Raw genomic sequence first — 25,548 nt, 5'->3', positions numbered from 1 at the left:
GTCTATAAAAGAGGAGCCGATCCCGATGCCCGCACTGATATCGATATTAAAAGTATTGTTCCGCTGGCTGTTCCAGCTGAGATTGAAGGGTCTGGATAAGCTTGATTTATCCGATAAAACGATTCTGATGCCCAATCACGTATCGCTGATGGATGCTGTTCTGCTTGCGCTGTATTTGCCCAGAGAAGCTACCTTCGTCGTCAACACCGGTATTGCCAAGCGATTCGCCCTGCCGCTCAAGCTATGCCGCTACATTACCGTCGATCCGCTGAACCCGTATTCCGTCCGGACGATGGTGCGAACCGTACAAAGCGGCGTTCCGCTGGTGCTGTTCCCGGAAGGGCGCATCACGACGACAGGCGGGCTGATGAAAATATACACAGGGATTGCCTACATCGCCCTTCGGACGGAAGCAAGACTGATCCCGATTACCATCAACGGAGCAGAACGCTCCAAGTTCTCTTATATAGGAAACAAAGTGAACACCGTCTGGTTCCCGAAGATTCATATTCACATCGGCGAAGCCTTTCGGATCACGCCGCAGCCGGAGCTTTCCATGAAGCGGCAAAAGGAATTGGCGGCCGATCGAATCCTGCAGGTGATGCAGGAGCAGCTGCTGCACAGCCGCCTGAAGCCGGACGTGAACCTGTTCGACGAGCTGCTGCTGCAGGCGTCAATGCACGGTAGAAGCCGCATCATCTGCGAGGATCTGACGCAGAAGTTCACGTACCGCAAGCTTATCCTTGCGTCGCATCTGTTCGCACGCAAGCTCAGACCGCAGCTAAAAAAGCAGGACGCCGTCGGGCTGCTGCTGCCCAATTCCATCGGGCACGTCATTGCTTTGTTCGCCCTGTTCCGGATGGGCAAGGCGCCGGCGATGCTGAATTTCTCCGCCGGTCAGCAAAATCTATTGGACGCGTGTGAAACCGCAGGACTGCGTACGGTGCTCACCTCGCGGGAGTTCATCGAGAAGGCGAAGCTTCAAACCGTTATCGCCGCCTTGGCGATGCAGGTTCGTATCGTATATCTGGAGGAAGTAAAAGACGCCGTACAGCGGACAGATCAGCTGGCCGCCCTCTGGGAGACGCTGAAGCGTACGCCGGCGGACCGCGGGGCCCGCGACGTGCTGCTGTTCACCTCCGGCAGCGAGAGCAAGCCGAAGGGTGTCGTGCTCGGCCATGAGCAGCTGTATGCCAACATTCATCAGGCGAAGGCGGTATTCGATTTCACCTCCGCCGACAAGCTGTTCAATGCGCTGCCGATGTTCCACAGCTTCGGCCTGACGGCCGGAACCTTGCTGCCGATTCTGACCGGCGTGCCGGTGGTGCTGTATCCGAGCCCGCTGCATTACCGCGTCATTCCCGAGGTCGTCTACGACCGGAATGCGACCATTTTGTTCGGTACCTCTACGTTCCTTGCCGGCTATGGCCGGGCGGCGCACCCATACGACTTCCACTCGCTGCGCTATGTGGTAACAGGGGCGGAGAAGCTCAAGGAGGAGGTTGCGGAGCTGTGGAGCCGGAAGTTCGGGATCCGCATTCTCGAAGGCTACGGAACGACGGAAGCCTCACCGATCATTTCTATCAACTCTCCGCTTGCCTATCAAAAAGGCACCGTCGGCCGGATTCTCCCCGGCATCGCCTGCCGGCTGGCGAAGGTCGACGGCATCCGCGACGGCGGAAGCCTGCACATTCAGGGACCGAATGTGATGAAGGGCTACCTCATTCACGGACGCGGCTTCGTCCCGTGCCCGGAATGGTACGACTGCGGCGATGTCGTCGATATCGACGAGCAGGGCTTTCTGACCATCAAATCGCGGTTAAAGCGATTTGCCAAAATCGGCGGCGAGATGATCTCGCTGCAGCTCGTAGAGGAAATGGCCGCCGAATGCTTCGGGCGTGCCGGGGTGGCTGCGATCAGCGTGGCCGACGGCCGGAAGGGCGAGCGCATCGTGCTCTATGTCACCGCCCCCGCACCGGCCGGGGGATTGCAGGAGCTGAAGTCGCATGTCAGCGGCAAAGGCTATTCCCCGCTGATGGTGCCCTCGCGGATCGAAGCTGTTGAAAAGCTGCCTCTGCTGGGCAGCGGAAAGACCGACTACGTTGCGTTGAAGCAGCAGGCGGAAGCCTTGGTGCAGCCAGGAGTCTAAAAATGATGAGCTCGACGAAGGGAAAGATAAGCATGAATGCCAAAGCGTTAAACGCACTGTATATTACGCAATTTTTATCCGCCTTCTCCGACAATATGTCTCTTCTGGTCATTTCCAGCCTGCTGACGAAAAACGGCTTTTCGCCCGAGTCATTGGCGTTGGTGACAATAGCCTTCTTTCTTCCTTACATCCTGCTCGCGCCGTTCGTAGGTCCCTTGGCCGATAAGCTGCCAAAAGCGGTCGTCCTTATTCTGGGCAATCTCATTAAATTGCTGGGCATAGCCGCCCTGCTGCTCATTGATGCATCCAGTATCGTGATGCTGATGCTGTGTTATTTTACCGTCGGCATCGGGGCCGTGGTGTATTCTCCTGCCAAATACGGCATCCTGCCTGAGCTGACGGCAACGAATCAGGAGCTGTTTCAGGCAAACTCCCGTATCGAGGCTTTTACTATCCTGGCGATTCTGACAGGAATCGGGGGCGGCGGGGCTATCGTATCGATTGCGCCTACCGTGCCCTCCGTGCTGCTATGCGCAGCGCTCTACGCACTTTCGCTGGGCATGACCTTCTTTATTCCCCGGATGCCGGGCAACCCGTCCATCCGTTTCACGCGGGAGGCGGGGCAATTTTTCAAAAGCATCGGCCTGCTGCTGCACAATCCGACGACGAAGTTTTCGTTGATCGGCACCGGAGCGTTCTGGATGAGCTCGGCAGTTCTTCGTACGGCGGTACTCGCATGGATTCCGATAGCCCTCGGATTCAGCCCTAACGATATCAGCGTGTCGCTTATTTTGGCCACGACCTCCATTGGTATTGTGATCGGGGCCTTCCTGGCGCCTAAGCTGATCCAGCTCAGTCAATTTCATAAATCGATCCTGTACGGTTTTCTGATGCTGGCGCTCATTTTCATCTTCCCGTGGGTTCATTCCACGCCTATCGCCATTGTGCTCCTGCTCGCCGTCGGATGTATGGGAGGGATCTTCATTGTCCCGATGAATACGGTGCTGCAGGAGGAGGGCTTAAGCCTCGTCGGCTCGGGTAAAACGATTGCCGTGCAAAATTTCGTGGAAAATATCATGATGCTTGTCGGTTCGGGGCTCTATTATTTTGCAGTGGATCAAGGATTATCCATCTCGATGGCCATTGTTATCCAAGGGTTGATTATGCTGTTGATCTTGTCGTTTCTGCGTCTGAACATGGGACGCAACCGCAAGGAAATGACTTTATAGCCATAGTAAAAAACGATAAGACTTGTTCCGTCCTGAACGCGGAATGAGTCTTTTTGATGCCCATCCCCATGAGCATGAAGGCAGAAAATCAGCGGTGCTCCCGAATGAATATGATAAAGCCCCGTTAAAGCCCCGTGCCTGACAGGGCAGAAAGGGAGGGTCCCGATGGGAAATGAGATTGATTTGGCTGTGGAAAAAATCGAGCAGCTCAACTACCGCAATCAAAGAGCGATGATGGAGCTGGTACGAAGAAGCCTCAAAATGAATGAGGATGAGTTCAACAAGGAGCTGCTGCTGGCTTACGCGCACCGCAATCCGGTACATATCCTCGAAATCGCTATCGCGCTCAGCTATGAAGAAATCATTAAGTCTTTGCCCGATCAATATCACGATTCGAAATCACGATAAGTCCAATGCTCCGCCTCCTCCAGGCACGGTTCTGCTGCAGCCACGGTTTCCTGGATGGAGCTGCCGGCACGGGCACGGCACCGCTCCTCTGCGAATGCTGTCGACTGCCTGACGGATCCATCCTACTTGCCTCCCATTTCCGTTTTCTCCTTAGTTCTACATTCCTATTTTTACCAAATGTTATCATTGTGCCGGCTGCTTTCGTGCTAAAATTGAGGGGCAATGATACTTTTCCTTATAGATGGAGATGGAGGAATAAGATGAGAAAACCAGGAAATTGGAAAACGGCGCTGTTGAAAACAACGCTCGCGCTTGCACTCGCGCTGCCTGTACAAGCCTCCTTTACAGACCTACTGCCGCAAGCCTTTGCGGAGGGTCCAAGCGATCCCGCTCCCTTCATCAATGCGAAGGTTGTCAACGAAAATGCAGGCAAAAAGGTTTTGTTCGACAACACGCACGGACAGACCGCCGGCGCAGCCGACTGGGTCATTGACGGGGCCTTCTCCGATTTCGGGAATGCTCTGGCGGACAACGGCTACTATGTCAAGGAGCTCCGCAAAGCTGCCCCTATCACGATTGAAGACTTGCAGGGCTACGATGTGTTTGTCATCGGGGAAGCGAACATCCCCTACAAGCAAACGGAGCAAGCCGCTATGCAGCAATATGTTCAAAACGGCGGCAGCATCTTTTTCATCGCCGACCATTATAATGCAGACCGCAACAAAAACCGCTGGGATGCCTCCGAGGTCATGAACGGCTACCGCCGTGGTGCCTGGGATGATCCTGCTAAAGGAATGAGCACGGAGGAACGCAGCTCCTCTGCGATGCAAGGGGTGGCCAGCTCCGACTGGCTGAACGAAAACTTTGGCGTCCGCTTCCGCTACAATGCCCTCGGAGACATCATCACCAGCCAGGTGGTGGCACCGGATCAGGCGCTGGGCATTACGAGCGGGGTATCGACCGTTGCGATGCATGCCGGCTCTACGATCGAAATTCTCGATCCGACGCGTGCCAAAGGCATCGTTTACCTGCCTCAGACGAACGAGGCATGGGCCAATGCGGTCGATCAAGGCGTCTATAACGGGGGCGGCGTGGCAGAAGGTCCTTATGTAGCCATCTCCAAATCCGGTTCAGGTAAAGCCGCATTTATCGGAGACTCCTCCCCTGTTGAGGATGCAACGCCTAAATATGTACGGGAAGAGACCGGACAAGCCAAGACAACCTATGATGGCTTCAAGGAACAAAATGACGGCACCCTGCTCGTCAATATCATCAACTGGCTGAGCAAGAAAGAAAGCTATACGAAGCTGAGCGATGTCAGCGGCTTGCAGCTGGATCAGCCGACGGCCCTGCTTTCGTTCGAGGAGCCTGCGGCTTCCACCGAGCCGCAGGCAGAGCCTTGGGCTGCGCCGGCAGCAGGCTACAAATGGTGGGATCCGACCACCTTCAAGGCCGGCTCCTACGGCGGTCCGGCGGCGACAGCGGCAGCCGCATACAGCTTCGTGCATCAGGCGCAGCTTCCGAATGCGCAGGATTTCCAGATCCGCGTCGTAGCGGATAACCTGACGCCTTACGCGACCGTCTCGGGCTTCAGCGCAGGCATTTACTTGACCGGCGGCACGCAGGTCGCTCAAATCCAGAATGCCGACGGCACGTGGCCGACGGCATACGGCTACAGCTCCGCATTCAGCGTGACTGCGGATGGTCTGGGCCATGCGTACAAGGACTTGAATGTCCGCATCAAGCCGGGCAGCAGCGGAGCGGCCAATCTCCGCCTGAGACAGAACGGCAGCAATCTCAAAACCGAGGCGGTCACCCTGGCGAACGTGCCGGCCGAGCCGCTGCCGGAGGACAAGCCTCCGGTACCGGACAAAATCTCGATCGCGGAGGCGCGCGGGAAATCCGATAATACGCTCGTAACCGTAGAAGGCGTCGTCACCACCGAGCCGGGCGCGTTCGGCGGACAATCCTTTTATTTACAGGACGCGACAGGCGGCGTGTATGTGTTCCAAAGCCAAAGCGGCTTTCACCAAGGCGATGTCGTCTCCGTATCCGCTCCGCTGGCTCACTATAACACAGAGCTGGAGCTCGCTACTCCGGTAGCTATCGCCAAGAAGGGCACGGCTGCGCTTCCTTTCGTGATACCTGTAAGGGCAGTAAGCGAGGACAATCAGGGACAGCTGGTCGAGCTGTCGAATGGAACCATTCACAACCTGGCCAGCGCCACCCCTGCCGGCTCCTTTGAATTCGATCTGGTTACCGCCTCCGGTTCGGTAACCAATCATGTCCGTGTCGACGGCCGTACCGGCTTGACGTTGGACTCGTTCCCTTACCACGAAGGGCAGGTCGTCACGGTACGCGGCGTTGCTGCTATTTTCAAAGGGGTCTACCAATTGAAGCCAAGAGGGATCAGCGACTTCTCCGCCGATACGACAGCTCCTGTCACGACGTCATCACTGTCCGCCACGCCTAACGGTGCAGGCTGGTACCGTGACGATGTGACGTTGATCTTGCAGGCCTCGGATGCAGGCAGCGGTGTCGCATCCACGTCGTACAACAGCAACGGAGGCGCTTGGACGAGCTATACCGCTCCGGTCGTCATTGCTTCGGAGGGCGTCAACACCGTTCAATATTATTCGACCGACGCGGCGGGCAACGCAGAAGCCGCTCAAGCCGTGCAGGTGCGTCTGGATAAAACGGCGCCGACGGCCGTTCTGACCGAGTCCGGCCAAACCGTGCACAGCGTCACGTATGATGCGACTTTGAAATTCGAGCTTGCGACGAGCGATGCGGTATCCGGCATCACCCTGCAGCAGCTTCAGCTCGACGGTACCGAGATCACCTCGGGTCAAGTGCTGTCGGCGAAGCAAATCGGCCTCGGCACCCACACGGTACAGTACCGTGTCGAGGATGCCGCAGGGAACGCAGCGGAGCAAAGCTTCTCCTTCGAGGTAACCTTCAGCACCAGCTTTGAAGCCGTTCATGCCTTGATTGCACAGCTGGAGAGCAGCGGCCAGTTCCAGAATCACGGAGCGGCTGTCTCGACCGAAGCCAAGCTGTCCAATGCCGAGAAGCAGGCGCAGAAGGGCCATACGGATCAAGCGGTCAAGCACCTGCAGGAGCTGCTGGAGGCCATCGCCAAGGATGCGGCCAAAGGCAAAATGACCGATTACGCCAAAACGCAGCTGACACTGCATGTCTCTTATTTACTTAGCAGCTTATCGAAATAGACGGATTCATCTCTTGACATGACACGACGGCCTCTACGCCTTTTCAAGGGCGGGGAGGCCGTTTGTCCATGTTTGGCGAAGCCTGGGACGCATTCCCCTCCACGGAACCGGTGGCTGGGAAAGTGTCTTTTTCCACATGCTTTCAGACAGACTCATTCGCCACGCTATAAGGGGTGGCTTTCCTTTCCTTCCATTCCATTGCATTGTATTGCTTGGCTCGAAGCCTCTGGCGGATCGAATGCAATTATTTGGTATCGATTTACAATAACAATACACGCGGTTAACATCTTGAAAACATAGTCTCCTTATAGTCAAGCTTGTAAGCCAATTCTTCCCAAAGGGAGCTGTCAAATGATGAAAACAAGAAGGACATGGGTACGCACGTTAAGCGCAGCGGTTTGTGCCGCAATCCTGGCCGTAAGCATTCAAGCGCCTGAACCGGTGCATGCCGCAAGCAATATGGTGCCCGATTACGAGGTCAAGCTGCTGCTGCAGCCGAGTGCCGTGTTAGGCTCGGACAACAAGCTGACCAGTACCGTTCGTTCCACCTTCGGTATGCCGGATACGGTGACCAAAATGAACGTCGAATTCATGGACACGAGCGCACAGGATATCTACACGAACGGCTGGTCCCCCCGGATTCGCAAGATGGAGGGCGAGAATGACTTTGATCTGACTTACAAGAAGCGTTACCCGATTGCCAATGGAGACATTAACGCAGCTTTGACTTTGGCGAACCAGCAGGGCTTCAGCTCGAGCGATACCAACTACGCTGCGCAGGTGGAGTGGGGCTATCAGAAGCAAACGCTCAGCATTTCCAATGATAAAACCGGCAGCAAATCCGGCTACAGCGGCATGGAGCTTCCTTCCGCCAGCGATTCCCGCGACCTGCTCGTCAAAAATATTCCCGGCAAAATGGACAAATGGCTGTACAGCGGCTGGGGAACGGCGCAGCTGAAGGCTTCGCGCGTATACGGTCCTGTGCTTGCCAAGCGTTATACCGGTACGTGGAGCGGCATGAAAACCTATATTGAAATTTGGCCGATCCAGGATGCCGCAGGAACCGGCACGGAATACGTCGTCGAAATTTCCTTCAAGACGACCAGCGCCGCTACCGCCTCCCAAAAGCATGACGAGCTGATTGCCTACCTGCAAAGCAAAGGCTGGTTTCTCCCGCAGGATTCCTTGAAAACTCAACTGATCATGGATCGGTACTAGGATGATTCACTTGATCACAAATCGTTCGTGCACGTTTACCGGCTCGGACAGCAGCAGCATGTTCCGCTGAATCAAGCTGAGCAGCCTCGTCTTGGCAGCCAATGAAAGGATTAAGGGGGCCACCGTTTTTATAAACGGGGAGGAAGAGAACATCATTTTGGCTGCCCGCTCCTGCACCTTATGGACGGAGCGTATTTCCTTGTCCCGGAGCTGCTGCACTCTGGACAGGCGCTCGGCCGATACATCATGATCCTGAAGCGCTTCAAAAATGACATCAGCCGCCACCACAGCCGTCGTCACAGACAGCGAGACACCGACGGCCCCTACCGGGGAGGCGCAGTGGGCTGCATCGCCTACGAGCAGGCAGCCGTCCTGCGCCCACCTCGATACATAGAAATCGGTTGCCTGCAGCAGCACGAACGGTTTAAAGTCGGTTAACGATTCCGCGAAGCCGCGGAATGCTTCATTCGCAGCCATCAGTTCTTGACGAAAAGGCTCTATCCCCTGCTGCCGTATTTCTTTCCATTCCCCGGGCGGTACCGCCACACCGACCTGAAGATGGTTCGGGTATTTCGGCAGCAAGATGAATCCGTGGCCGTCACTCACCTTCAACCGCACCTCGTCATCCCAGCCGTCCGGACGCGGAATCGTGAACCAGACCAGGTCGCCGGCATGGTGCTCATACTCCATCTGAAACTCCCCGAGCCTCCTTACGGCGGAGAACCTTCCGTCCGCCCCAACGGTTACTTTGGCGTGCACCTCGAACCGTTCTCCTCCCGCGCCTTCAGCTTCCACACCGGTAACTGCCGCTCCTTCCCGGAGCAGCTTCTTCACCGTCGCATGAAACTTCATTTCAAATGCCGGAAGCTCCCGTCCTTTATCATATAAAGCCTGAAGCAGGATCGGCTGCGGCATCCACAGCGCATAAGGAATGTCAGGAGCAAGGTTGGCGAAGCTGAATTCACCCAGCCGTTTGTTCCGATAATAGAGCGAGCCCCGCCTGATTTTGGAGGAAGGGAACGATTCCAGATAGGAACGCAGCCCCAGCTGATCCATCAGTTGGGTAAACCGAGGCTGGAGCACTTCGCCCCGATATTCCCTGTCGAAATTTTCATGGCTTTCAAGCACAAGAACCCTGACTCCCGCTTGGGCTAGCAGAACGCCCAGTATAACCCCGGCAGGCCCTCCGCCGACGATGCACACATCCGTTTCCAGCCTTTGATTGGACATGGTTATCTCTCCATTTCGTCATCTCACTCGCAAACTAAACCTGAATCCTTGCTGATCAGCGTGCCGTTATCATACCCTTCGCAAATTTCCTTCATCGATCCGGGACGGTCAAAGTTAAATACATGAATCGGTAAGCTGTAATCGCGCGCGAGAATAAATGCACTCTGATCCATTACTTTCAGATTACGCTGAATGACGTCGTTATAGTGAAGCGACTTGTATTTACGCGCATTCGGGTCGACCTTGGGGTCCGCGGTCAGCACGCCCTCCACCCCTTGCTTGGCTACGAGCAGCGCTTGGCAGTTGATCTCGATCGCCCGCTGCACGGAAGGATAATCCGTCGTGACATAAGGCTGGCCGTTGCCTCCGGCGAACAGGACAATATACCCTTTTTCCAAGTGATGCATGGCTCTTAATCGAATATATGGCTCTGCAACAGAGGTGGTAGGGATGGCCGACATCACCCGGACCTCCTTGGTCGTCTTCGCCTTTAAGACGCCTCTCAGCATCAGGCTATTGATGACTGTCGCAAGCGTGCCGATATTATCCGCCTCGGCTCTCTCGATTCCCCAGCTTTCCGCCATGTTCCCGCGAAAAATATTCCCGCCTCCAATGACGATGGAAACCTCCACCCCCATGTGCACCACCGACAAAATTTCATTCGCAATGTGATCCAGTCTCTCCGGCTCGAAGCCGAATTCGCTGCTCCCTGCTACGGCTCCGCCGCTGAGCTTAATAAGAATTCTTTGGTATCGTTTCAAAAGGTACACCTCCTCAAGGATAAGCCTCCCTGCCGTCCTTCAAGACTGCGAACAAAAAAAGAAACACTAAAGCATTAAATGCTCTAGTGTTTCAGAAGAGAACAGAAATATGAAAATAAGCTGCATCCGCCGGGGAGCCGTCTGTACCCTCATATTTCCACCTCCCTTGTACATGTACCTAAATTTTACCTGTTGATGGTCAAGAATGCAATGGGAGCACGGAGGGATTTCATCCCATTACCAAAAACGCTCCGTCCGGCCTTTCAACCGGCTGAGTCCTTCTACGAAGAAGTAATCTCCGTAAATGAGCGGCACATCCACGTTCTTACCTTCCGGATAATGGCTTGTGCCGTGCAGCACCAGGCCCTCCTCCTTCTCGTCGTCCCACGCGCCGTAGTTCGTGTACAACGAATGCAGAATCGCTTCCCCCGCCTTGCGGTAGCTCTCGGCTTCGACCGGCGCGACCTGATCGGCGATCAGCAGCAGCCCGCATGCCGCGCAGGCGCCGGCTGACGTATCGCGGTAGCGCGTAATATTCTCCGGCAGGCGGAAATCCCAGTGAGGCACGTGATCTTCCGGGAGCTGGGAGATGAAGAAGTGAGCCACCCTTTTGGCCGCCTGTAAGTATCGCTCGTCGCCCGTGTATTGATAGCTTAACGCCATCCCGTAAATAGCCCAAGAGGCGCCGCGGGACCATGCCGATTCCGGCGCGAAGCCCTGGCCGCCCAGCGCTTCCACCCGCTCGCCCGTCTGTGCGTCGAAGCGAACGATATGGTATACCGAGCCGTCCGGCCGGATAAAATGATTCAGCACCGTATCCGCGTGCTCGATCGCCAAGTGCTTGAACCGCGGATCTCCCGTTTGCTCCGTTGCCCAATACAGGAGCGGCAGGTTCATCATGCAGTCGATAATGGCGACGCCGGAGTTGTCCTCCCCTTCGCGCCAAGGATTCCAGGCGCGGATGTAGCTGCCCTTCACGTTGAAGCGTGCCGCCAGCAGGTTGGCCGCCAGCAGCCCGCGGCGCTTTGCATCCTCCGCCTGAAGCAGCTTGTAGCGCGCTACGCTCGTCAACGTCCACATAAAGCCGATATCATGATCCAGCTTGTAATAATCCGTTACAACCTGATCCAGCTGCTGCTCGCACTGCTCCGCAATCCCGCGGAGCTGCTCATCCCCGGTCTCCCGGTACAGCAGCCACAGCAGCCCCGGCCAGAAGCCGGCCGTCCACCAATAGGCAGGCTCCAGCACATAGGTCCCGTTCACGCTGGCGTGCGGGAAATTCGCCCCGATCCGCTTGCTTGTACGGGACACCTTCCTTACAGTCTGCTCCCATGCTTCGTTTACCCAAGCATTCGTATTTGCAATACTCATTCTCACCATCTCCTCCATTTGATTATGCAAACCTTTATTCAAATTGAAAGCCCAGCTGCACCTTGCATCTCTTCTCAGGCTGCAGCACTTTGAAATCTATCGCATAGACATCCTGTTGGACGCCAAAATGGTCCGCATACTCCAGCTTCTGCACATGGGGCTGCAGCCGTTCATGATCATAGCGGATGATTAACCGCCGCTCTCTTCCGGGAATAACAAGGTCATTGCCCGATACATCGGGCTCCAGCATCGTCATGAACCGTTCGATCAATGAATCAGGCGTCTCGTTGAAAACAAACGTATCCTCCAGCTCCAAAACCGGCTGTTCCTTCTTGTGCCATTGGAAGGTACGCGTCAGCTGCTTCAGCTCCTTCATCCCATAGGCGGATGCAAAATCAAGCTGCAGCCGTTCCGTTTCCCTGTTTACAGCCGCATAAGCGGCCTGGGCGCGGCACTGGGCTCCCTCCTGCTGGACTCGTCCATTCACGATCGGTACCGAATGCCCCTGCGAACCGTTACACAGGTAGCTGTACCTCGCATCGCCGAAATAATCCTGCGTGTACATGCCGCTGCCTAAATCCGCAAGAAAGGTATCCCCTGCGGCATGGAGAATGAAGTGCCCGACATCGTTATGATTGTGCGGCTCCGCGTTATGTCCGCCCTTGGCCGCGAAGCAGTAAATGCCGTGCTCATTCCTATGACGCGAGACAAGCCACTGCGCATCCTCCAGAAAGTAGGACGCTTCGCCCCAAGGCTGACCGTCCGCCGCTTTCTCCGGGCGGTGCCACAGCACATTGCGCAGCGCAGTCGCCCAGCGGCTGCAATGATCCTCCGTATAGCCCGTCCGAAGCGAGTAGGACGGGACGAACACATCGGGATACATCCGGTTCAAGTAATGCGTCAGCCCCATATGGATATGCGCTTCCGGCAGCGAGTCGGAGAAATTGACGACGGAAGCCCCGCTCATAAAGCACTTTTGCTGGAACAGGGCGATGCGGTGAACCCGCTCATTGGAGAACAGATTCATCGCGCCCCCGGTCCGTTTCTTTAACAGGTCGGCAAAAAACACGAAAAAGCCGAAGCCATAATACCAGTAGCCGTACCCTTCCGTCGTGGCCCCGTCCGCCTTAAAGCCCTGCAAATAGCAATCCATCGTACGGAGTACCTTTTCCAGCACCGCGGACAAATCGTCCTCGTCCGTCATCAGATGCAGCGCGGCCGAGCCGATCGAGCCTGCGCATACCGCAGCCCAGTTGTGCGTCGCTGTTTCCCATGAGAAGGGGCCTTGGTGCATATAAGGCCAGAACAGGCGGCGGTATACCTCGTGCCGAATCCGGTTGCGAAGCAGCAGCGGTAACCGATGCTCGGTCAAGCGCAAAATCTCGCTTAACGCAAAGCCGGTTTCCGCCGAGAACAAATCGATCATGGAGGCGTTTCCCTGCAGATCGGCTGAAGGCTCCTGAAGCGAATAGGCGGCCTCGCCTACCGTTTCCGGCGTAGTGCCGACATGTGCAGGCAAGCACCACGTATATTCGTTGCAAATCGCCCAGATCGTCTCCTGCAATGCCTGCATTACATCCTCACGCTCCGGCTCCAGCAAGGCGTAGAGCGTGAACGTATTCAATCTCTTTCTCATCTCGAAATAAGGCCGCTCATACTCCAATCTCGAGCCCTTCTCACCGAACAAACGGAAAATGCCGTAAGTCAGCTCGGGTGCCGGCAGACGAAGCAGCGCTTCCGCGACTTCCCGGATCTCATGGAGTACCGGACGATAAGCCTCTGCTTGTCCGATACGGCTCCACCACTGCGCAGAATCTCCGGCAGGAAACAGGAGAGACCGGCCTCCGTCGGCGTGATCCCTTAACATTTGTGCAATCTGATTCCGATCCATATGAACCTCCGCTGCATAACTTAGAAGACTCGTGAATGCCACCCGCTGCACGGACGAAGCCTTCCTTCGGGCCCTGTTGCTTCTCAAGAACGATTCCGCCCGCTCCGCTGCTGCTTATTCACCATGCTTCTAGATAATTGCTTCTACGTTCATACTACTGATTTCCGGCACCGAAACCGTACTACTATTTTTACTGTTTCAGGTTGTTTTTTGACCTCTATACTCCACCGGCGTCAAACCGACGGACGATTTGAAGATTTTGATGAAATAGCTCTGATTATCGTAACCGAGCATTTCGCAAATTTTACCGACCGGATGGCTGGTCTGATCGAGCAGCTCCTTCGCGCGGATCATCTTCATCCGGGTCACGTATTCAATGAACGTCTCCCCGGTCTCCTTCTTGAACAGACGGCTGAAATAGCTGCTGTTCAAGTGCAGATGGTCCGCAACCTCCTCTAGGCCGATTCTTTTGTCCAGGTGCAGGGAGACATAATGGCAGGCCTCCACCACCTCGGACCGCTTGCTCTGCTCCCAAATTTCCCCCGCCAACGCAATAACGGACTGAAAGTGGTCAATCAGCCAGTGCTCCAGCTCCACCAGCGAATCGATCTCAAGAATTTCCTTGTGAAGAATGTCCACCGCATAGGTGGAACGGAAATATTGCAGCGACTGCAGCTTCAGCTTCAAATCAAGGAGCAGCTTCAGCACCCAATCCTTGACCTTCTCGGGCGGAAACGTATGCTCCCGCAAAAACTCCATCCACCGCTCGACCGTAGGCACGATAAGCCCGGTATTCTTCTCGATCATCATTTCCCGAAATTCGGTGCTAGCCTGATCATACCAGGAGAACAGATCGATATTGCCTTCGCTGTAAACCCGCTGCTTCGCGATGGACCCTTCCTCCATATAAAATCGCTGCACTCTCGCGGCGAGCAGCCCGTTCAGCGAGCTTTTGATCTCCTCGGGCTGATGGCAGACGTCTCCGATCAGGAAGGACATCGAGATTTTCAAATATTTGCGCAGCGCCGTTTGAATTTCCTTGATCTGCGCCGCCGCCTCATCGTAGGCGTTAATTTTGAGCGTGTCATGAAACGGGTACAAATAAAACGATTCCTTCGTACCGTAAGCAAAATGAACCACAGGCAGCTCGTCCTGACCGATCATTTCATTAATGACATTGTAGATGGCGAATCGAAGAATATCGTCGGACATGAACCGGTGCTTGGCCAGACGGTAGCCGTCGATAAACCCCATGATCGGGAGGCACGCTTTTCCCGTCAGCTCCAGATCGAAGGTTTGCGCCTCCGACATCCAATCCTGCCGGTCCAGGATGGGCTCCTGCATCGTCTTGCGAATGAATTTCTCCTTCATCAGCTCTTTGTTGCGGTCCACCATATGCTGAAGCTGATGCTGGTGAGTCAGCACCTGCCCCTCCTGATCCAGGCTTTTCTTGAACTGATCCAGCAGCTTTTCCAAATCCGCCGGATCGAGTGTATCCTTCAACACATAATCCTGCACATTGAGCCGCAGCGCCTGCTGGGCGTAATGAAACTCATTATGGCACGACAAAATAGCCACCCGCAGATTGGGCTTGCGCTCTCTTAATGCTGCAATGAGCTCCAATCCGTTCATCTTCGGCATTCCGATATCCGTAATGAGAATATCCGGCATTCCCGCCTCGGCCTGTTCAAGGGCTACCGCGCCGTTCTCATGCGTGCCCTGCAGCTGCAAGCCGTACTGCTCCCACGGTATGGCAGCGGATAAAAACTCCAGCACCGGATAATCGTCATCGACCAGCATCACTTTATACATGTTCGGAATCCACCTCCGCAGCGGGAATGTGCATCGTTACCCGAGTGCCCCTCCCCGGTTCACTGTCTATCTCCATATAAAAAGCATCGCCGTAGGTCATCCGCATCCGTTCATTGACGTTCGACAAGCCTATGCTTGAAAAGCCTTTGCGCGAGTCCACGCCCCGCTCCCCCCTATCCTCTCCCGATGTCAGCCGCCGGCGGAGACGCGCGATCGTCTCTTCCGCCATGCCGGTCCCGTTGTCCTCGACAGCCACGATCAGCTTCTGCGCTTCCATCCAAGCCTCGACCGTTATCGTGCCCGCAGATTGATTCAAGCCGTGGATCAATGCATTCTCAATGATGGGCTGCAAAAAAAATCGCGGCACCTTTTTCAAAAAGGCGTCCGTCGATACATCGATCTTCAGCTGCACCTTTTCTTTCTGACGCATGTTCATCAGCTGCATGTAATCCATCACTATTTCCACTTCCTCGTGGAGAGTGATCGTTCCCTTATCCTTATTAATCGTCATCCGCAGCAGCTTGGATAACGATCCGATCATTTCGGCGCTTTCTTTATCCCCGCGAAACATCACCTTCATCCGGATCGAGTTCAGCACGTTGAACAAAAAATGAGGATTGATCTGCGCCTGCAGCATGTCCAGCTCCGCCTGCCGCTTGCGCGCCTGCGTCTCGGACACCTCGGCGATCATCTCCTTGATCCGGTCAAGCATCTGATCGAATAAATAGCCGAGACGGCCGATTTCATCCTCCCCGCGAATATGGGAGCGCGTCTCCAGGTCGCCCCGCTGCACAGTCAGCGCGACTTTCCCCAGACGGACGAGCGGCCTCGTAAACGTGCCGAGCAAGTATAATAGCAGCAGCAGGAATACGATGAAGGACACGATTTGGAACACGAATACTTTATTGAAAATACCGCTGATTTTAAATATCGCCTTTTTATAGGGCGTCAAGGATACCAGCTTCCAGCCCGTCAGAGGCATCAGCTTCTGCGTAATCAAATAATCCTCGTGGTCCACCTGGACAATCTCCGAGGAGATGGGTTCGGCCTGAGAGCTCACATCGGCGTACGTGAACTTGGTTCCGATCTTGGTGACATCATTGCTCGAAATAACCTTCTGATGGCTATCCAAAATCATAAACTCCTGGTTGTTGGCAAGCCGCTCGAAATTCTGATTGATCTGGTTCTCCATGACTGTCACCATAATGAAGCCGTAGATCGTCGACCCTTCCCAGCGAAGCGTGCGGACCACCGACATTTGGTAAGGGTTGTTCAGCTTTTGGGTTTTAAATACCGTTGGTGTCGTACCCACCCAATACGATTGAAAGCCGTACAAGTCCTTCAGCTGATTAAACCACGGCTCATTCATAAGGTTCAGGGGATTATATTCATCAATCTCGTAGTTGGCGTAATACGAACCGTTCGATAATAAAATCGTTACGTTTACTTTTTCTCCAGCTATCGTGATATTGTCAATTTGCTTAATAATTTTATTTTTATCGGCGAATTCATCATACTCTGCTGTAGGTCCCGTATACCGCTTACCGGCAACATTCGCTTTGAAGATCGATTCCAGCTCCGGGTCCATCTGAATCGTATTGGCCACATTGAGCATATATTTGAACGAGTTCGTGACATAGTTGTTTACAAGCATCATTGATTCCTGGGAGTTGGATACCGCCTGTTCCTTGACCGCATCCTGCGTTAAGTAATTGTAGACGGCCAACGTGATACAAGCCGGAATGAGAATACATATGATGGAGGCCATCATTAATTTATAACGAAAAGAACGTGACGAAAACCATTTACGGAACGGGGATTGCAGTGGAACCGCCTCCTGACCTGACGACAATTTCCTCAAGCGAAGACACTGGTAGAGCATAGTCTGAACGCAAAAGAGAGGGGTAGGCTTAACCCTTCCCCCTCTTTGAGGCTGTACTGCTTATTATACCAAATTATTTCTTGTTCGAAGCAATAATTTGAGCTACACGATCCTGCGATGCTTTCACGGTAGCGTCGATATCTTGTTTACCCAAGATCAGCTTCTCGAACTCTTCGTTCACCGCTTTGTATACTTCCGCTTGGTAAGAAACCGGAGGTACGATAGCGGATGCTTTGGAATTGGCCATAACACGGTTCAGAGAATCTTTATCCACCTTCTCCGGGTTTTTGGTGCTGCTCAGGATCGTATCGATAATTTTACCCAAATCCTCGGATTTCACTTTGCTCCACGAAGGAATGTTTTTCCCTTGAACCAAAGCGCCGTCCGTAGTCAGCCAACGAATGAATTTATAAGCTTCGTCTTTATGCTTGGAATTTGCAGCAACGGCCATATAGTCGGTTGTTACCGTAGCATATCCGCCTTTGTCGCCAGCAGCGTTTTTAGGATATGGTGCAACAGCGATGTTGAAGTTCAAAGGTGTTTGCTCCGTACCGCCCAGCTCGGAGTTCATCCAGCTGCCGATCAGAATCATAGACGCTTTTTGATTGTAGAATTGCGTACGATAGTTCAGCTTTTGGGAAAGCATATCGGAGTAAGGAACGGCCGATTTGTCTTCCTTCTCCATTTTCACGCGCAGCTCCAACGATTTTTTGAACAGCGGGCTATCCATGTTGGAAGAGCCGTCGGCTTTGATGAACTCAGGGTTTTCCGCTTGGTTCGCCATTGCCAGCTTTACATAATCAAGCCAGCCGCCGTTTTGAGGACCGTGGAAATACGTACCGTATACTTTGTTCGCTCCGTCGCCTTTGCTCAGCTTCTTGGCGTAGTCCGCGAAATCGTCCCAAGTCCAGTCCGTAGGCACCTTCAGACCGGCTGCATCCAGCTGATCCTTGTTCAACAGAACGTACCATGGATTGAATTTACCAGGAAGCGCGTAATACTTGCCATTCAGCTTCGTGTCAACCTTGTACTCTTCGCCAACCTTGTAGCCGTCCTTGTTAATATAATCGTCGATTGGCGCTACCATACCAAGGGATACACGCTGTGCATAGCTTGCTGCGTCACTGAACATCAGGATGTCCATGTCTTCGCCGGAAGCTGCCGCAAGGTCAAGCTTTTTCAACGATTCCTGCGTGTCGCCTTTTTCACTCAAGCCGATGACATTGATTTTAACGCCCGGATTTTTTTCCTCATAGGCTGCAACCGTCTTTTTCCAGCTATAAGCACTTTCCGTACCATAAGTATAGAAACGAAGCTCTGTTGTTTTACCGCCAGCTGCAGAGCCGGAAGCGTTGTCCTTGCCTTGCTCTGTTGCCGCTCCACCGCCACAGCCCGCCAACAAGCCTGCTAACATCACACCGCTGACAATACCTGCGCCCAATTTCTTCTTGTTCATGGTCTAAAAACCCTCCTCAAGTGTACTGCTCTTTTTTATGAAAAACGCTTTCAAACAAATTGTATCAATTGCCTGCTGCAGAACCATGCGCGTAAATTGACTTTTTTTGAATTTTTTTGACTTTTTTATTATCCTTTGACCCCGCCCGTAGCAATCCCTTCAATAACGCTCTTCTGTCCAATAATGAAAATAATGAGCAGCGGAAGGATTGCAGAGACGGCTGCAGCCATAATGAGCGAGTAAAACTCACCGCTTAGAGACGTAAATTTTTGCATCGCCAATTGAATCGTGTACAGCTTATCGGTCCGCAGGAAAATCAACGGATTCTGATAGTCGTTCCAGGTCCAGATAAAGCGAAGAATCCCGTAGGTTGCAATCGATGGACGAGCCAGCGGCAGAATGATCGACCAGAAAATACGGAAGTGGCCGGCACCGTCAATTTTGGCGGATTCAATAAATTCATTATGAATGCCCATGAAAAACTGGCGCAGCATGAACGTTCCCAATACGCTGAAGCTGCCGATCAGAATCAAGCCGATATGGTTGTCGAACAGCCCAATGTAGCGGTACAAAATAAATTGCGGAACCAATGTGGCTTGACCTGGCACCATATACGTCGTCAATACGATCAGGAACAGCCATTTGCTTGCGGCAAATTGAATTTTGGAGAAGCCGTAAGCGGCCATAGCCGAGATAATTACGGAAATAGCCGTTGTGACAACCGTAATTTTGATAGAGTTCCAATAGTAAACGTAGAATGGAAATTTCCCCATCCATACCTCTTTGTAGTTCGCAATCGCATTCCAATGCGTTGGAATCCACTCGATCGGATAGTTAAACACATCATTTTCGATTTTGAAGGATGCGGACAGCATCCATATAAACGGCATCAGGAACAAAATACTGACAGCAAACAGGATGATAGTTACGATCGTTTTTCTTAGACTAAGCGGTTCCTTCAGTTCCTTCGTACTCATGGCATTATCCCCTCATTTCCTTACGTAATCTGGGCTTAAATTAATAGTTTACCCATTTTTTCTGGCCAAGCCATTGCAGAGCTGTAATCAGCAATACGAGCAGGAACAGCACCGTGGACATGGAAGACGCGTAGCCAAGCTTCAAATTCGTAAACGCCGTATCGTACAAATACCACACGAGCATGCTTGTCGATCCTACAGGTCCGCCCTGTGTTAACACCGCAATCAATTCAAATACTTTAAAGGTCGAAATAAAGCCGGTAATCATCAGGAAGAAGGTCGTTGGCGACAGCATCGGAAGCGTGATGCTTTTGAATTTAACCCAGCCGTTCGCACCGTCAATGTCGGCCGCTTCGTACAAATCTTTAGGAATGGATTGCAGCGCCGCGATATAGACGATCAAGTTAAATCCGATGGAAATCCAGACCGAAATCATCATGACGGAGATGAGCGCATAATCCGGGTCGGCAATCCATTTCGGCGGATTGGACACACCCAGCGACATCAGAAACTGGTTTACCGGTCCCGCGGACGGGTGAAACAACACTTGCCATACGATAGCAACAGCTACCACGCTGGAGATGTAAGGCATGAAATACGCGACTTTGAAAAAGCTTTTAAAATAGACGTGCTTGTCAATTAAAATCGCGAGCACGATCGAAATGATCAAATAAACGGGAACCGTCAATAAAAATATGGCGTTGTTGCGGAGTGACTTCAGAAACTGCGGATCATGAAACAGCTTCTGATAATTGTCCAGCCCGCCCCATTTGAACCCGTTAAAGCCCATAATAAAGTTCCAATCCGAGAAGCTCAGGACGAACGTGGCGATAATAGGAATCAGTACAAATATGGTGACTCCGATCAGCATCGGGCTCACGAATATGAAACCGGCTAACGTTTCTTTACGCTGCAAGCTGCTTTTGCGCGGCTTCGTTATCTTTTTGTCAGCCACAGCAGCAGTGGAGTTGGAATTCATGTTGCACTCACCTCGACTTCGTTATTATTGACTTAATTATAAAGAAAAGAGGGGTGCCTTATTTAACGCTATTTTGATCACATTATCAAAAATTTTGACTTTTCATAGAACCGCAACCGTATTATTTCTCATCAGCCGCCAAAAAATGAACCTTTCATCATATCAGTGAAAGCAAGCCCTCGAATACAACGTATGGTGTACCCTCTCCCCTCTCTCATATAAACAACCCACCCACTGCCGCAACAAAGGTTGTTCCTAAGTAAGTCGATTTGCAGCTTGCAGATTTTCCTCATCCAAATAAAGAGGCACACCTATGTAGGCGTGCCCTAAAATTGTTGCTAAGATTAATGATTATTCATTCAACGAGAATACATTAACCGACAACGGCTCCGATGGCGCACCGAATTGACTAGTGTACCGTCCAGCGCCATCAATGAAAGGTATGCACTCATATCGATCTTTGCACTTACGGTATTTACAATGGGGTCAAACGAGCCAGCCAGTTTATTAAACGTCCCCGGATCACTCGTGGCATAATAATGGTCCACGCCAAGCTTCATGGTTACCTAATCATCATTTTTTTCATCGCAGCTATGCCATCCTTAACTGGCATTCGACGTACTGGCTTCCTTCCGTGCGGCGATATAGAAGAAATACAGAACCAGATACGCGACAAGAATAAGCGATGAATACCGGTACATTTGAGCGTAGCTGCTTCCTTGGGCTACCAGCCCAAGCAGCATGCCGCCGCCTCCGATCCCGATATCGAAGGCCGAATAAAAGGTAGCATTGGCTGCTCCTCTCCGATTCGGTGCCGATCTGCTGATCACCCACGCCTGGATCGAAGGCTGGATGGAGCCAAAGCCAATACCGTACAGGATCGCGGCAGCGACCAGCGTCCAGGTAGAAGAAGCGTAAGAGGTCAGAATCAGCCCTGCAATACAGAATAAGGCCCCCGGGAACAGCACCCAGATATGACCCTTGCGGTCAAATAGCTTGCCGGAAATAGGACGAACGACAAAAATGCTCGCCGCGTTGAACAAGAAGAACCATCCGATGTTCTCGATTCCCGCTTCGTTGCCGAACAGCGTAATGAAGCTGACCAATCCGCCGTAGGTACCACCCAGCAGCAGAGCGAGCAAGGAAGGAAACAAAGCGGATTTGTCTACAATCCTCGACCAAAAGGAGGCGGCCTCGCGCTTCGGAGCCTCCTCGATCCGGGAGCGCAGCTTGATAAACTGCATCCCGATCAAAGCGAACAGGGTGCTGAGGAGCGTTGCCGCGAACAGAAAGGTAAATCCATATTGCTTCAGCAGCCATAGCCCCGCAAAAGGACCTACCGCCATGGCCAGCGTCGAGCCCAATCCGAAATAGCCCATCCCTTCCCCTCTTCGGGAAGCAGGCACGATATCGGATGCGATCACGCCGAACGTCGTCGTTGCGATGCCCCAGCCTATGCCGTGTATAAAGCGGATCATCAGCATCAGGAATACGGTGGCTGCGATCAAATAACCGCCCATCGCCAGCAGGCAGATGGCAATCCCGATTGCCAGAATGAGCTTGCGCCCCCATTTGTCGAGGAAAGCCCCTGCAATCGGGCGAATCAGCACTGCAGACAGAGTCAAGAGTCCGATGACCAGCCCGACCTGCGTGCTGCTTCCGCCATGCTCCGAGACGAATAACGGGACGGTAGGCAGCAGCATCTGAAAACCAAGAAACACAAAGAAATTGGATAACGATAGCAAAATAAACGGCGCTGTCCACAATGGCTCGTGTCCTGCTTGAACTTGTGCTTGTGTCGTACTTGTCATTCGTACACCCTCCTTTTTCTAATATCCCCAACCGGGAGATTATTTACGTGGTATAGCACCTATATGAGCGAACGAAAAGGGACCGGTACTGGCCGTCCCGTCTCCGCTCTGCCGCCTTACGCTTGCACATTGTGGCACATACGGCGAAGCAATCTGCGAAGCAGCTCCTGCTCCTCCAAAGATATGCCTTGAACCTCCTGCTCTATGACTTGTTCCGCTACAGGAACGATGGCCTCCTGCAGCTCGATTCCCTTCCCTGTTACATACAAGAGCCATGCTCTGCGGTCCTCCGGATGGGCGGTGCGTTCCAGGAGGCCCTTTTTCACCAGCTTGTCTACGATTCTGGAGAGATTCGTATGATCTTTGTTGACCTTGTCGGACAAGTCCTTCAGTGTTAATCCGTCCTGGACCCACAGCACATTGAGCAGACCCCATTGTTCCAGGGTAATATCAAAGGGCTCCAGACTTTTCTGAAAGTTGCGTGCCAAAACCAGACTGGTATGGTTAATTATGCGGCCTAATGCTTCCTCATACACATGTCTCGTATCCATGCGATTCCTGCACTCCCCTGCCGAATAGATGCTGTCAGCATTTACGTGCTATAGCACGTTTTTTTATATCATATGGGTTGGACACCCTAATTGTCAATTTCAAGCTTGCCCATTTGCCAAAGCAGATTTTGTGAGATCCCTTACATATTCAGCCCGTGTACGGAAAATAATACACAGGTAAATTTTAGGACAGGAGTGCAGGAAGATGACACCCGATAATTTAAATGCAGGAACATCCGTCACCCAAAGCGGCGGCCCGCAGGACCAGCGGTTCTCAGAGGGCGAGACCGAAATCACTTTAACCGACCGTCAGGGGCATCCGATTCAGGACAATCAGAACATTCGCACCGTCGGCAGCCGCGGCCCTTCCACGCTGGAAAACTATCATTATATCGAGAAAATATCGCATTTCGATCGGGAGCGGATCCCCGAGCGGGTCGTCCATGCCCGGGGAGCCGGTGCCCATGGCTATTTCGAGGCCTACGGCAAGGTCGGAGAAGAGCCCGTGTCGAAGTACACCCGCGCCAAGCTGTTCCAGCAAGCCGGCAAGCAGACGCCGGTGTTCGTGCGGTTCTCGACGGTCGTCCACAGTGCGCATTCCCCGGAGACGCTTCGCGACCCGCGCGGATTTGCCGTCAAATTTTATACAGAGGATGGCAACTGGGATTTGGTGGGCAACAATCTGAAAATATTTTTTATTCGCGATCCGCTGAAATTTCCGGACATGGTCCATGCGTTCAAGCCGGACCCGGTGACGAACCTGTCGAACCCGGAGCGGATGTTCGATTTCGTGTCCAATTCTCCGGAAGCGACGCATATGATTACCTTCCTGTTCTCTCCCTGGGGCATCCCGGCCAATTACAGGGAAATGCAGGGGTCCGGCGTAAATACGTACAAATGGGTCAATGCGGAGGGGAAGGCCGTACTGGTGAAATACCATTGGGAGCCTATCAAGCAAAAAATACGCAATCTCACCCAGAAGGAAGCCGATACGATTCAAGGCACAAACTACAGCCATGCCACCCAGGATCTGTATGAAGCGATTGAGCGCGGCGATTATCCGGAATGGGAGCTCTGCGTACAGATCATGAGTGACGACGAGCATCCTGAGCTTGACTACGATCCGTTGGACCCGACCAAGCTCTGGGACCATCAACAATTCCCTTTCCTGCCGGTTGGCAAAATGGTGCTCAATAAAAATCCGGAAAATTATTTTGCCGAAGTCGAGCAAGCCGCCTTCGGTACCGGCGTGCTTGTGGACGGCCTCGACTTCTCCGACGACAAGCTGCTGCAGGGCCGCACCTTTTCCTATTCGGACACCCAGCGCTACCGCGTCGGCACGAATTATTTGCAGCTTCCCATCAATGCCCCCAAGAAGCATGTCGCTACGAACCAGCGGGACGGGCAGATGGCCTTCTTCGTCGATCGCGCTCCCGGACAAAGTCCCCATGTAAACTACGAGCCTTCCTCCCTCGGAGGCTTGCAGGAAGCACAGCGCTCCGGCAAAGAGCATGAGCCGGCTTATAACGCCCGTCTGGTCAGACAAAAGCTCGAGCGGACCAACGATTTCAAGCAGGCTGGTGAAACGTACCGAAGCTTCGAGGATTGGGAGCGCGACGAGCTGGTCGCTAACCTCGCGGCCAACCTGCACCTGTGCAAGCCTGGCATCCAGGAACAGATGCTTCACTACTTCACCCAAGCGGACGCCGAATACGGCCGCAGAGTTGCCGAAGGTCTCGCGAAGGTGAAGGAGCAGGCCGCATCCGGGCATATGGGAACCCCGGAAGCCCGGCAGGGTGCCGCCAAAGCGGATCGGCTGGGCAATCCGACGGATGGATATTGAGGATGCGGCGGCGCCGGATTCGAGCATTGGTAAGTGTTCGATCGTCGGTATGCAGCGCCACACCGATGCGAGTATGACTGAGCTGGCTTTCGCGAGGGCGAGACCGAGGAACAAGGAAACCGCCTGGGCCCGTCCTTCCGCCGTTTAAGCGGAAAGAAAGCCATGCTTAGCGATATGGAACCATTGTTCGAGAGCCTCGCCCTCCAGCACACCCAGTTTTTTCAATATATCTCTTGCGAATTCGACCGCGGCGCTGCCGTTTGCGGTTATGAGATTTCCGTCGCAGACAGACTGTGCTTCCACATAGAGGCGTTCCCCGCGATATTCCGGGGCGCCTTGCTTTAGATAGCCTAGTGTATTGCCGGTATGCTTATGGTTTTCGAGGAATCCGTGTTTCGCGAGAAATGTAGTCGCATCGCAAATCGCCGCAACAGGAATCCCGCGCTGGAAGCAATGGCGGACCAGCTCACGAATCGGCACATTAACTTCGGCAAGCCAGCTTGTTCCTCCGGGAAGGATGACCATAGCCGGGTCGTTCCCCTTCTCACAAGCCTCGGCCCATGTATGATGAGGAAGAACGTCGAAGCCGCCCATCGATGTTTTCACGGCTTTATCCAGTGCGATCGTCCGCACCTGATATCCGGCTTCCGGCTTATTGAGCTCCGGACTAATGTAGCTGGCCTCCCAATCTGCAAAACCATCCGTAAGCACAATCCAAACCTGTTTCTTCATTAAAATCCACTCTCCTCA

General features: G+C 53.3%; 18 protein-coding genes and 1 pseudogene. 6 read left to right on the top strand and 13 right to left on the bottom strand.

The genetic code is table 11. The annotated features are described in order from the left end of the window. Positions 1-25: 25 nt before the first annotated feature. The 5 genes from CF651_RS16920 to CF651_RS16900 all read left to right on the top strand — a co-directional run bounded on the left by CF651_RS16920 (position 26) and on the right by CF651_RS16900 (position 8,234). On the top strand, positions 26-2,149 hold the full coding sequence (locus CF651_RS16920) for an AMP-binding protein (RefSeq protein WP_094016035.1): 2,124 nt from the start codon (positions 26-28) through the stop codon (positions 2,147-2,149). A gap of 2 nt (positions 2,150-2,151) precedes the next feature. Beyond that, the gene (gene lplT / locus CF651_RS16915) at positions 2,152-3,378 is read left to right on the top strand and encodes a lysophospholipid transporter LplT (protein ID WP_245855967.1); all 1,227 of its coding nucleotides are present in this window, start codon (positions 2,152-2,154) and stop codon (positions 3,376-3,378) included. Between the two features lie 165 nt (positions 3,379-3,543). Beyond that, positions 3,544-3,786, top strand: coding sequence for a hypothetical protein (locus CF651_RS16910; protein ID WP_094016034.1), 243 nt, complete (start codon positions 3,544-3,546; stop codon positions 3,784-3,786). A gap of 260 nt (positions 3,787-4,046) precedes the next feature. After that, positions 4,047-7,016 carry an OmpL47-type beta-barrel domain-containing protein gene (locus CF651_RS16905; RefSeq protein WP_245855966.1) on the top strand — a complete coding sequence of 990 codons (2,970 nt, stop codon included), beginning with the start codon at positions 4,047-4,049 and terminating at the stop codon, positions 7,014-7,016. A 351-nt stretch (positions 7,017-7,367) separates the two neighbouring features. Further along, positions 7,368-8,234: a hypothetical protein gene (locus tag CF651_RS16900; RefSeq protein WP_245855964.1), complete on the top strand. Its 867-nt coding sequence runs from the start codon at positions 7,368-7,370 to the stop codon at positions 8,232-8,234. A gap of 6 nt (positions 8,235-8,240) precedes the next feature. Here CF651_RS16900 and CF651_RS16895 read toward each other — a convergent pair whose 3' ends face one another. The 12 genes and pseudogenes from CF651_RS16895 to CF651_RS16840 all read right to left on the bottom strand — a co-directional run bounded on the left by CF651_RS16895 (position 8,241) and on the right by CF651_RS16840 (position 22,955). Then, on the bottom strand, positions 8,241-9,464 hold the full coding sequence (locus CF651_RS16895) for an FAD-dependent monooxygenase (protein WP_094016033.1): 1,224 nt from the start codon (positions 9,462-9,464) through the stop codon (positions 8,241-8,243). A gap of 23 nt (positions 9,465-9,487) precedes the next feature. Then, on the bottom strand, positions 9,488-10,225 hold the full coding sequence (pyrH, locus tag CF651_RS16890) for a UMP kinase (RefSeq protein WP_094016032.1): 738 nt from the start codon (positions 10,223-10,225) through the stop codon (positions 9,488-9,490). A 237-nt stretch (positions 10,226-10,462) separates the two neighbouring features. Beyond that, positions 10,463-11,596, bottom strand: coding sequence for a glycoside hydrolase family 88 protein (locus CF651_RS16885; protein WP_094016031.1), 1,134 nt, complete (start codon positions 11,594-11,596; stop codon positions 10,463-10,465). A 34-nt stretch (positions 11,597-11,630) separates the two neighbouring features. Beyond that, a complete protein-coding gene (locus CF651_RS16880; protein WP_245855963.1) occupies positions 11,631-13,574 on the bottom strand; it encodes a heparinase II/III family protein in 1,944 nt (647 codons plus the stop codon). Between the two features lie 111 nt (positions 13,575-13,685). Beyond that, positions 13,686-15,299: a response regulator transcription factor gene (locus CF651_RS16875; protein WP_094016030.1), complete on the bottom strand. Its 1,614-nt coding sequence runs from the start codon at positions 15,297-15,299 to the stop codon at positions 13,686-13,688. After that, positions 15,292-17,160 carry a cache domain-containing sensor histidine kinase gene (locus CF651_RS16870; RefSeq protein WP_342746585.1) on the bottom strand — a complete coding sequence of 623 codons (1,869 nt, stop codon included), beginning with the start codon at positions 17,158-17,160 and terminating at the stop codon, positions 15,292-15,294. Before CF651_RS16870 ends, CF651_RS16875 begins: the two co-directional genes overlap by 8 nt. Before the next feature lie 94 nt (positions 17,161-17,254). Continuing rightward, entirely contained in the window at positions 17,255-18,637 is a 1,383-nt protein-coding gene (locus CF651_RS16865) for an ABC transporter substrate-binding protein (RefSeq protein ID WP_094016028.1), read from the bottom strand. A gap of 128 nt (positions 18,638-18,765) precedes the next feature. Continuing rightward, positions 18,766-19,614 carry a carbohydrate ABC transporter permease gene (locus CF651_RS16860; protein WP_179232849.1) on the bottom strand — a complete coding sequence of 283 codons (849 nt, stop codon included), beginning with the start codon at positions 19,612-19,614 and terminating at the stop codon, positions 18,766-18,768. A gap of 40 nt (positions 19,615-19,654) precedes the next feature. Then, positions 19,655-20,593 carry a carbohydrate ABC transporter permease gene (locus tag CF651_RS16855; protein ID WP_094016027.1) on the bottom strand — a complete coding sequence of 313 codons (939 nt, stop codon included), beginning with the start codon at positions 20,591-20,593 and terminating at the stop codon, positions 19,655-19,657. Positions 20,594-20,953: 360 nt separating this feature from the next. Further along, positions 20,954-21,153, bottom strand: a pseudogene (locus CF651_RS32880) (alcohol dehydrogenase); the annotation flags it as partial. Positions 21,154-21,195: 42 nt separating this feature from the next. Then, positions 21,196-22,404: an MFS transporter gene (locus tag CF651_RS16845; protein ID WP_094016026.1), complete on the bottom strand. Its 1,209-nt coding sequence runs from the start codon at positions 22,402-22,404 to the stop codon at positions 21,196-21,198. 116 nt (positions 22,405-22,520) lie between these two features. After that, positions 22,521-22,955, bottom strand: a complete 435-nt coding sequence (locus tag CF651_RS16840) for a MarR family winged helix-turn-helix transcriptional regulator (RefSeq protein WP_094016025.1) — start codon at positions 22,953-22,955, stop codon at positions 22,521-22,523. A gap of 205 nt (positions 22,956-23,160) precedes the next feature. Between CF651_RS16840 and CF651_RS16835 the strand changes: the two genes are divergently transcribed. Then, positions 23,161-24,798, top strand: a complete 1,638-nt coding sequence (locus CF651_RS16835) for a catalase (RefSeq protein ID WP_094016024.1) — start codon at positions 23,161-23,163, stop codon at positions 24,796-24,798. Between the two features lie 144 nt (positions 24,799-24,942). On the opposite strand, the gene CF651_RS16830 is transcribed toward CF651_RS16835, so the two are convergent. Further along, positions 24,943-25,530, bottom strand: a complete 588-nt coding sequence (locus CF651_RS16830; RefSeq protein WP_094016023.1) for a type 1 glutamine amidotransferase family protein — start codon at positions 25,528-25,530, stop codon at positions 24,943-24,945. Positions 25,531-25,548 lie beyond the last annotated feature (18 nt).

The sequence above is a fragment of the Paenibacillus rigui genome (assembly GCF_002234615.1).
Classification (GTDB): domain Bacteria; phylum Bacillota; class Bacilli; order Paenibacillales; family NBRC-103111; genus Paenibacillus_S; species Paenibacillus_S rigui.
The sequence above is the reverse complement of the archived record's forward strand: the minus strand, read 5'-3'. Positions and strand labels throughout refer to the sequence as shown.

What these genes read in the sequence shown, in the direction of transcription:
- CF651_RS16885 (WP_094016031.1), bottom strand. Translation starts at nt 11,596, where the DNA reads ATGAGTATTGCAAATACGAATGCTTGGGTAAACGAAGCATGGGAGCAG.
- CF651_RS16860 (WP_179232849.1), bottom strand. Translation starts at nt 19,614, where the DNA reads ATGAGTACGAAGGAACTGAAGGAACCGCTTAGTCTAAGAAAAACGATC.
- CF651_RS16900 (WP_245855964.1), top strand. Translation starts at nt 7,368, where the DNA reads ATGATGAAAACAAGAAGGACATGGGTACGCACGTTAAGCGCAGCGGTT.
- CF651_RS16920 (WP_094016035.1), top strand. Translation starts at nt 26, where the DNA reads ATGCCCGCACTGATATCGATATTAAAAGTATTGTTCCGCTGGCTGTTC.
- CF651_RS16845 (WP_094016026.1), bottom strand. Translation starts at nt 22,404, where the DNA reads ATGACAAGTACGACACAAGCACAAGTTCAAGCAGGACACGAGCCATTG.
- lplT (WP_245855967.1), top strand. Translation starts at nt 2,152, where the DNA reads ATGATGAGCTCGACGAAGGGAAAGATAAGCATGAATGCCAAAGCGTTA.
- CF651_RS16865 (WP_094016028.1), bottom strand. Translation starts at nt 18,637, where the DNA reads ATGAACAAGAAGAAATTGGGCGCAGGTATTGTCAGCGGTGTGATGTTA.
- CF651_RS16875 (WP_094016030.1), bottom strand. Translation starts at nt 15,299, where the DNA reads ATGTATAAAGTGATGCTGGTCGATGACGATTATCCGGTGCTGGAGTTT.
- CF651_RS16840 (WP_094016025.1), bottom strand. Translation starts at nt 22,955, where the DNA reads ATGGATACGAGACATGTGTATGAGGAAGCATTAGGCCGCATAATTAAC.
- CF651_RS16855 (WP_094016027.1), bottom strand. Translation starts at nt 20,593, where the DNA reads ATGAATTCCAACTCCACTGCTGCTGTGGCTGACAAAAAGATAACGAAG.
- CF651_RS16835 (WP_094016024.1), top strand. Translation starts at nt 23,161, where the DNA reads ATGACACCCGATAATTTAAATGCAGGAACATCCGTCACCCAAAGCGGC.
- CF651_RS16895 (WP_094016033.1), bottom strand. Translation starts at nt 9,464, where the DNA reads ATGTCCAATCAAAGGCTGGAAACGGATGTGTGCATCGTCGGCGGAGGG.
- CF651_RS16910 (WP_094016034.1), top strand. Translation starts at nt 3,544, where the DNA reads ATGGGAAATGAGATTGATTTGGCTGTGGAAAAAATCGAGCAGCTCAAC.
- CF651_RS16830 (WP_094016023.1), bottom strand. Translation starts at nt 25,530, where the DNA reads ATGAAGAAACAGGTTTGGATTGTGCTTACGGATGGTTTTGCAGATTGG.
- CF651_RS16905 (WP_245855966.1), top strand. Translation starts at nt 4,047, where the DNA reads ATGAGAAAACCAGGAAATTGGAAAACGGCGCTGTTGAAAACAACGCTC.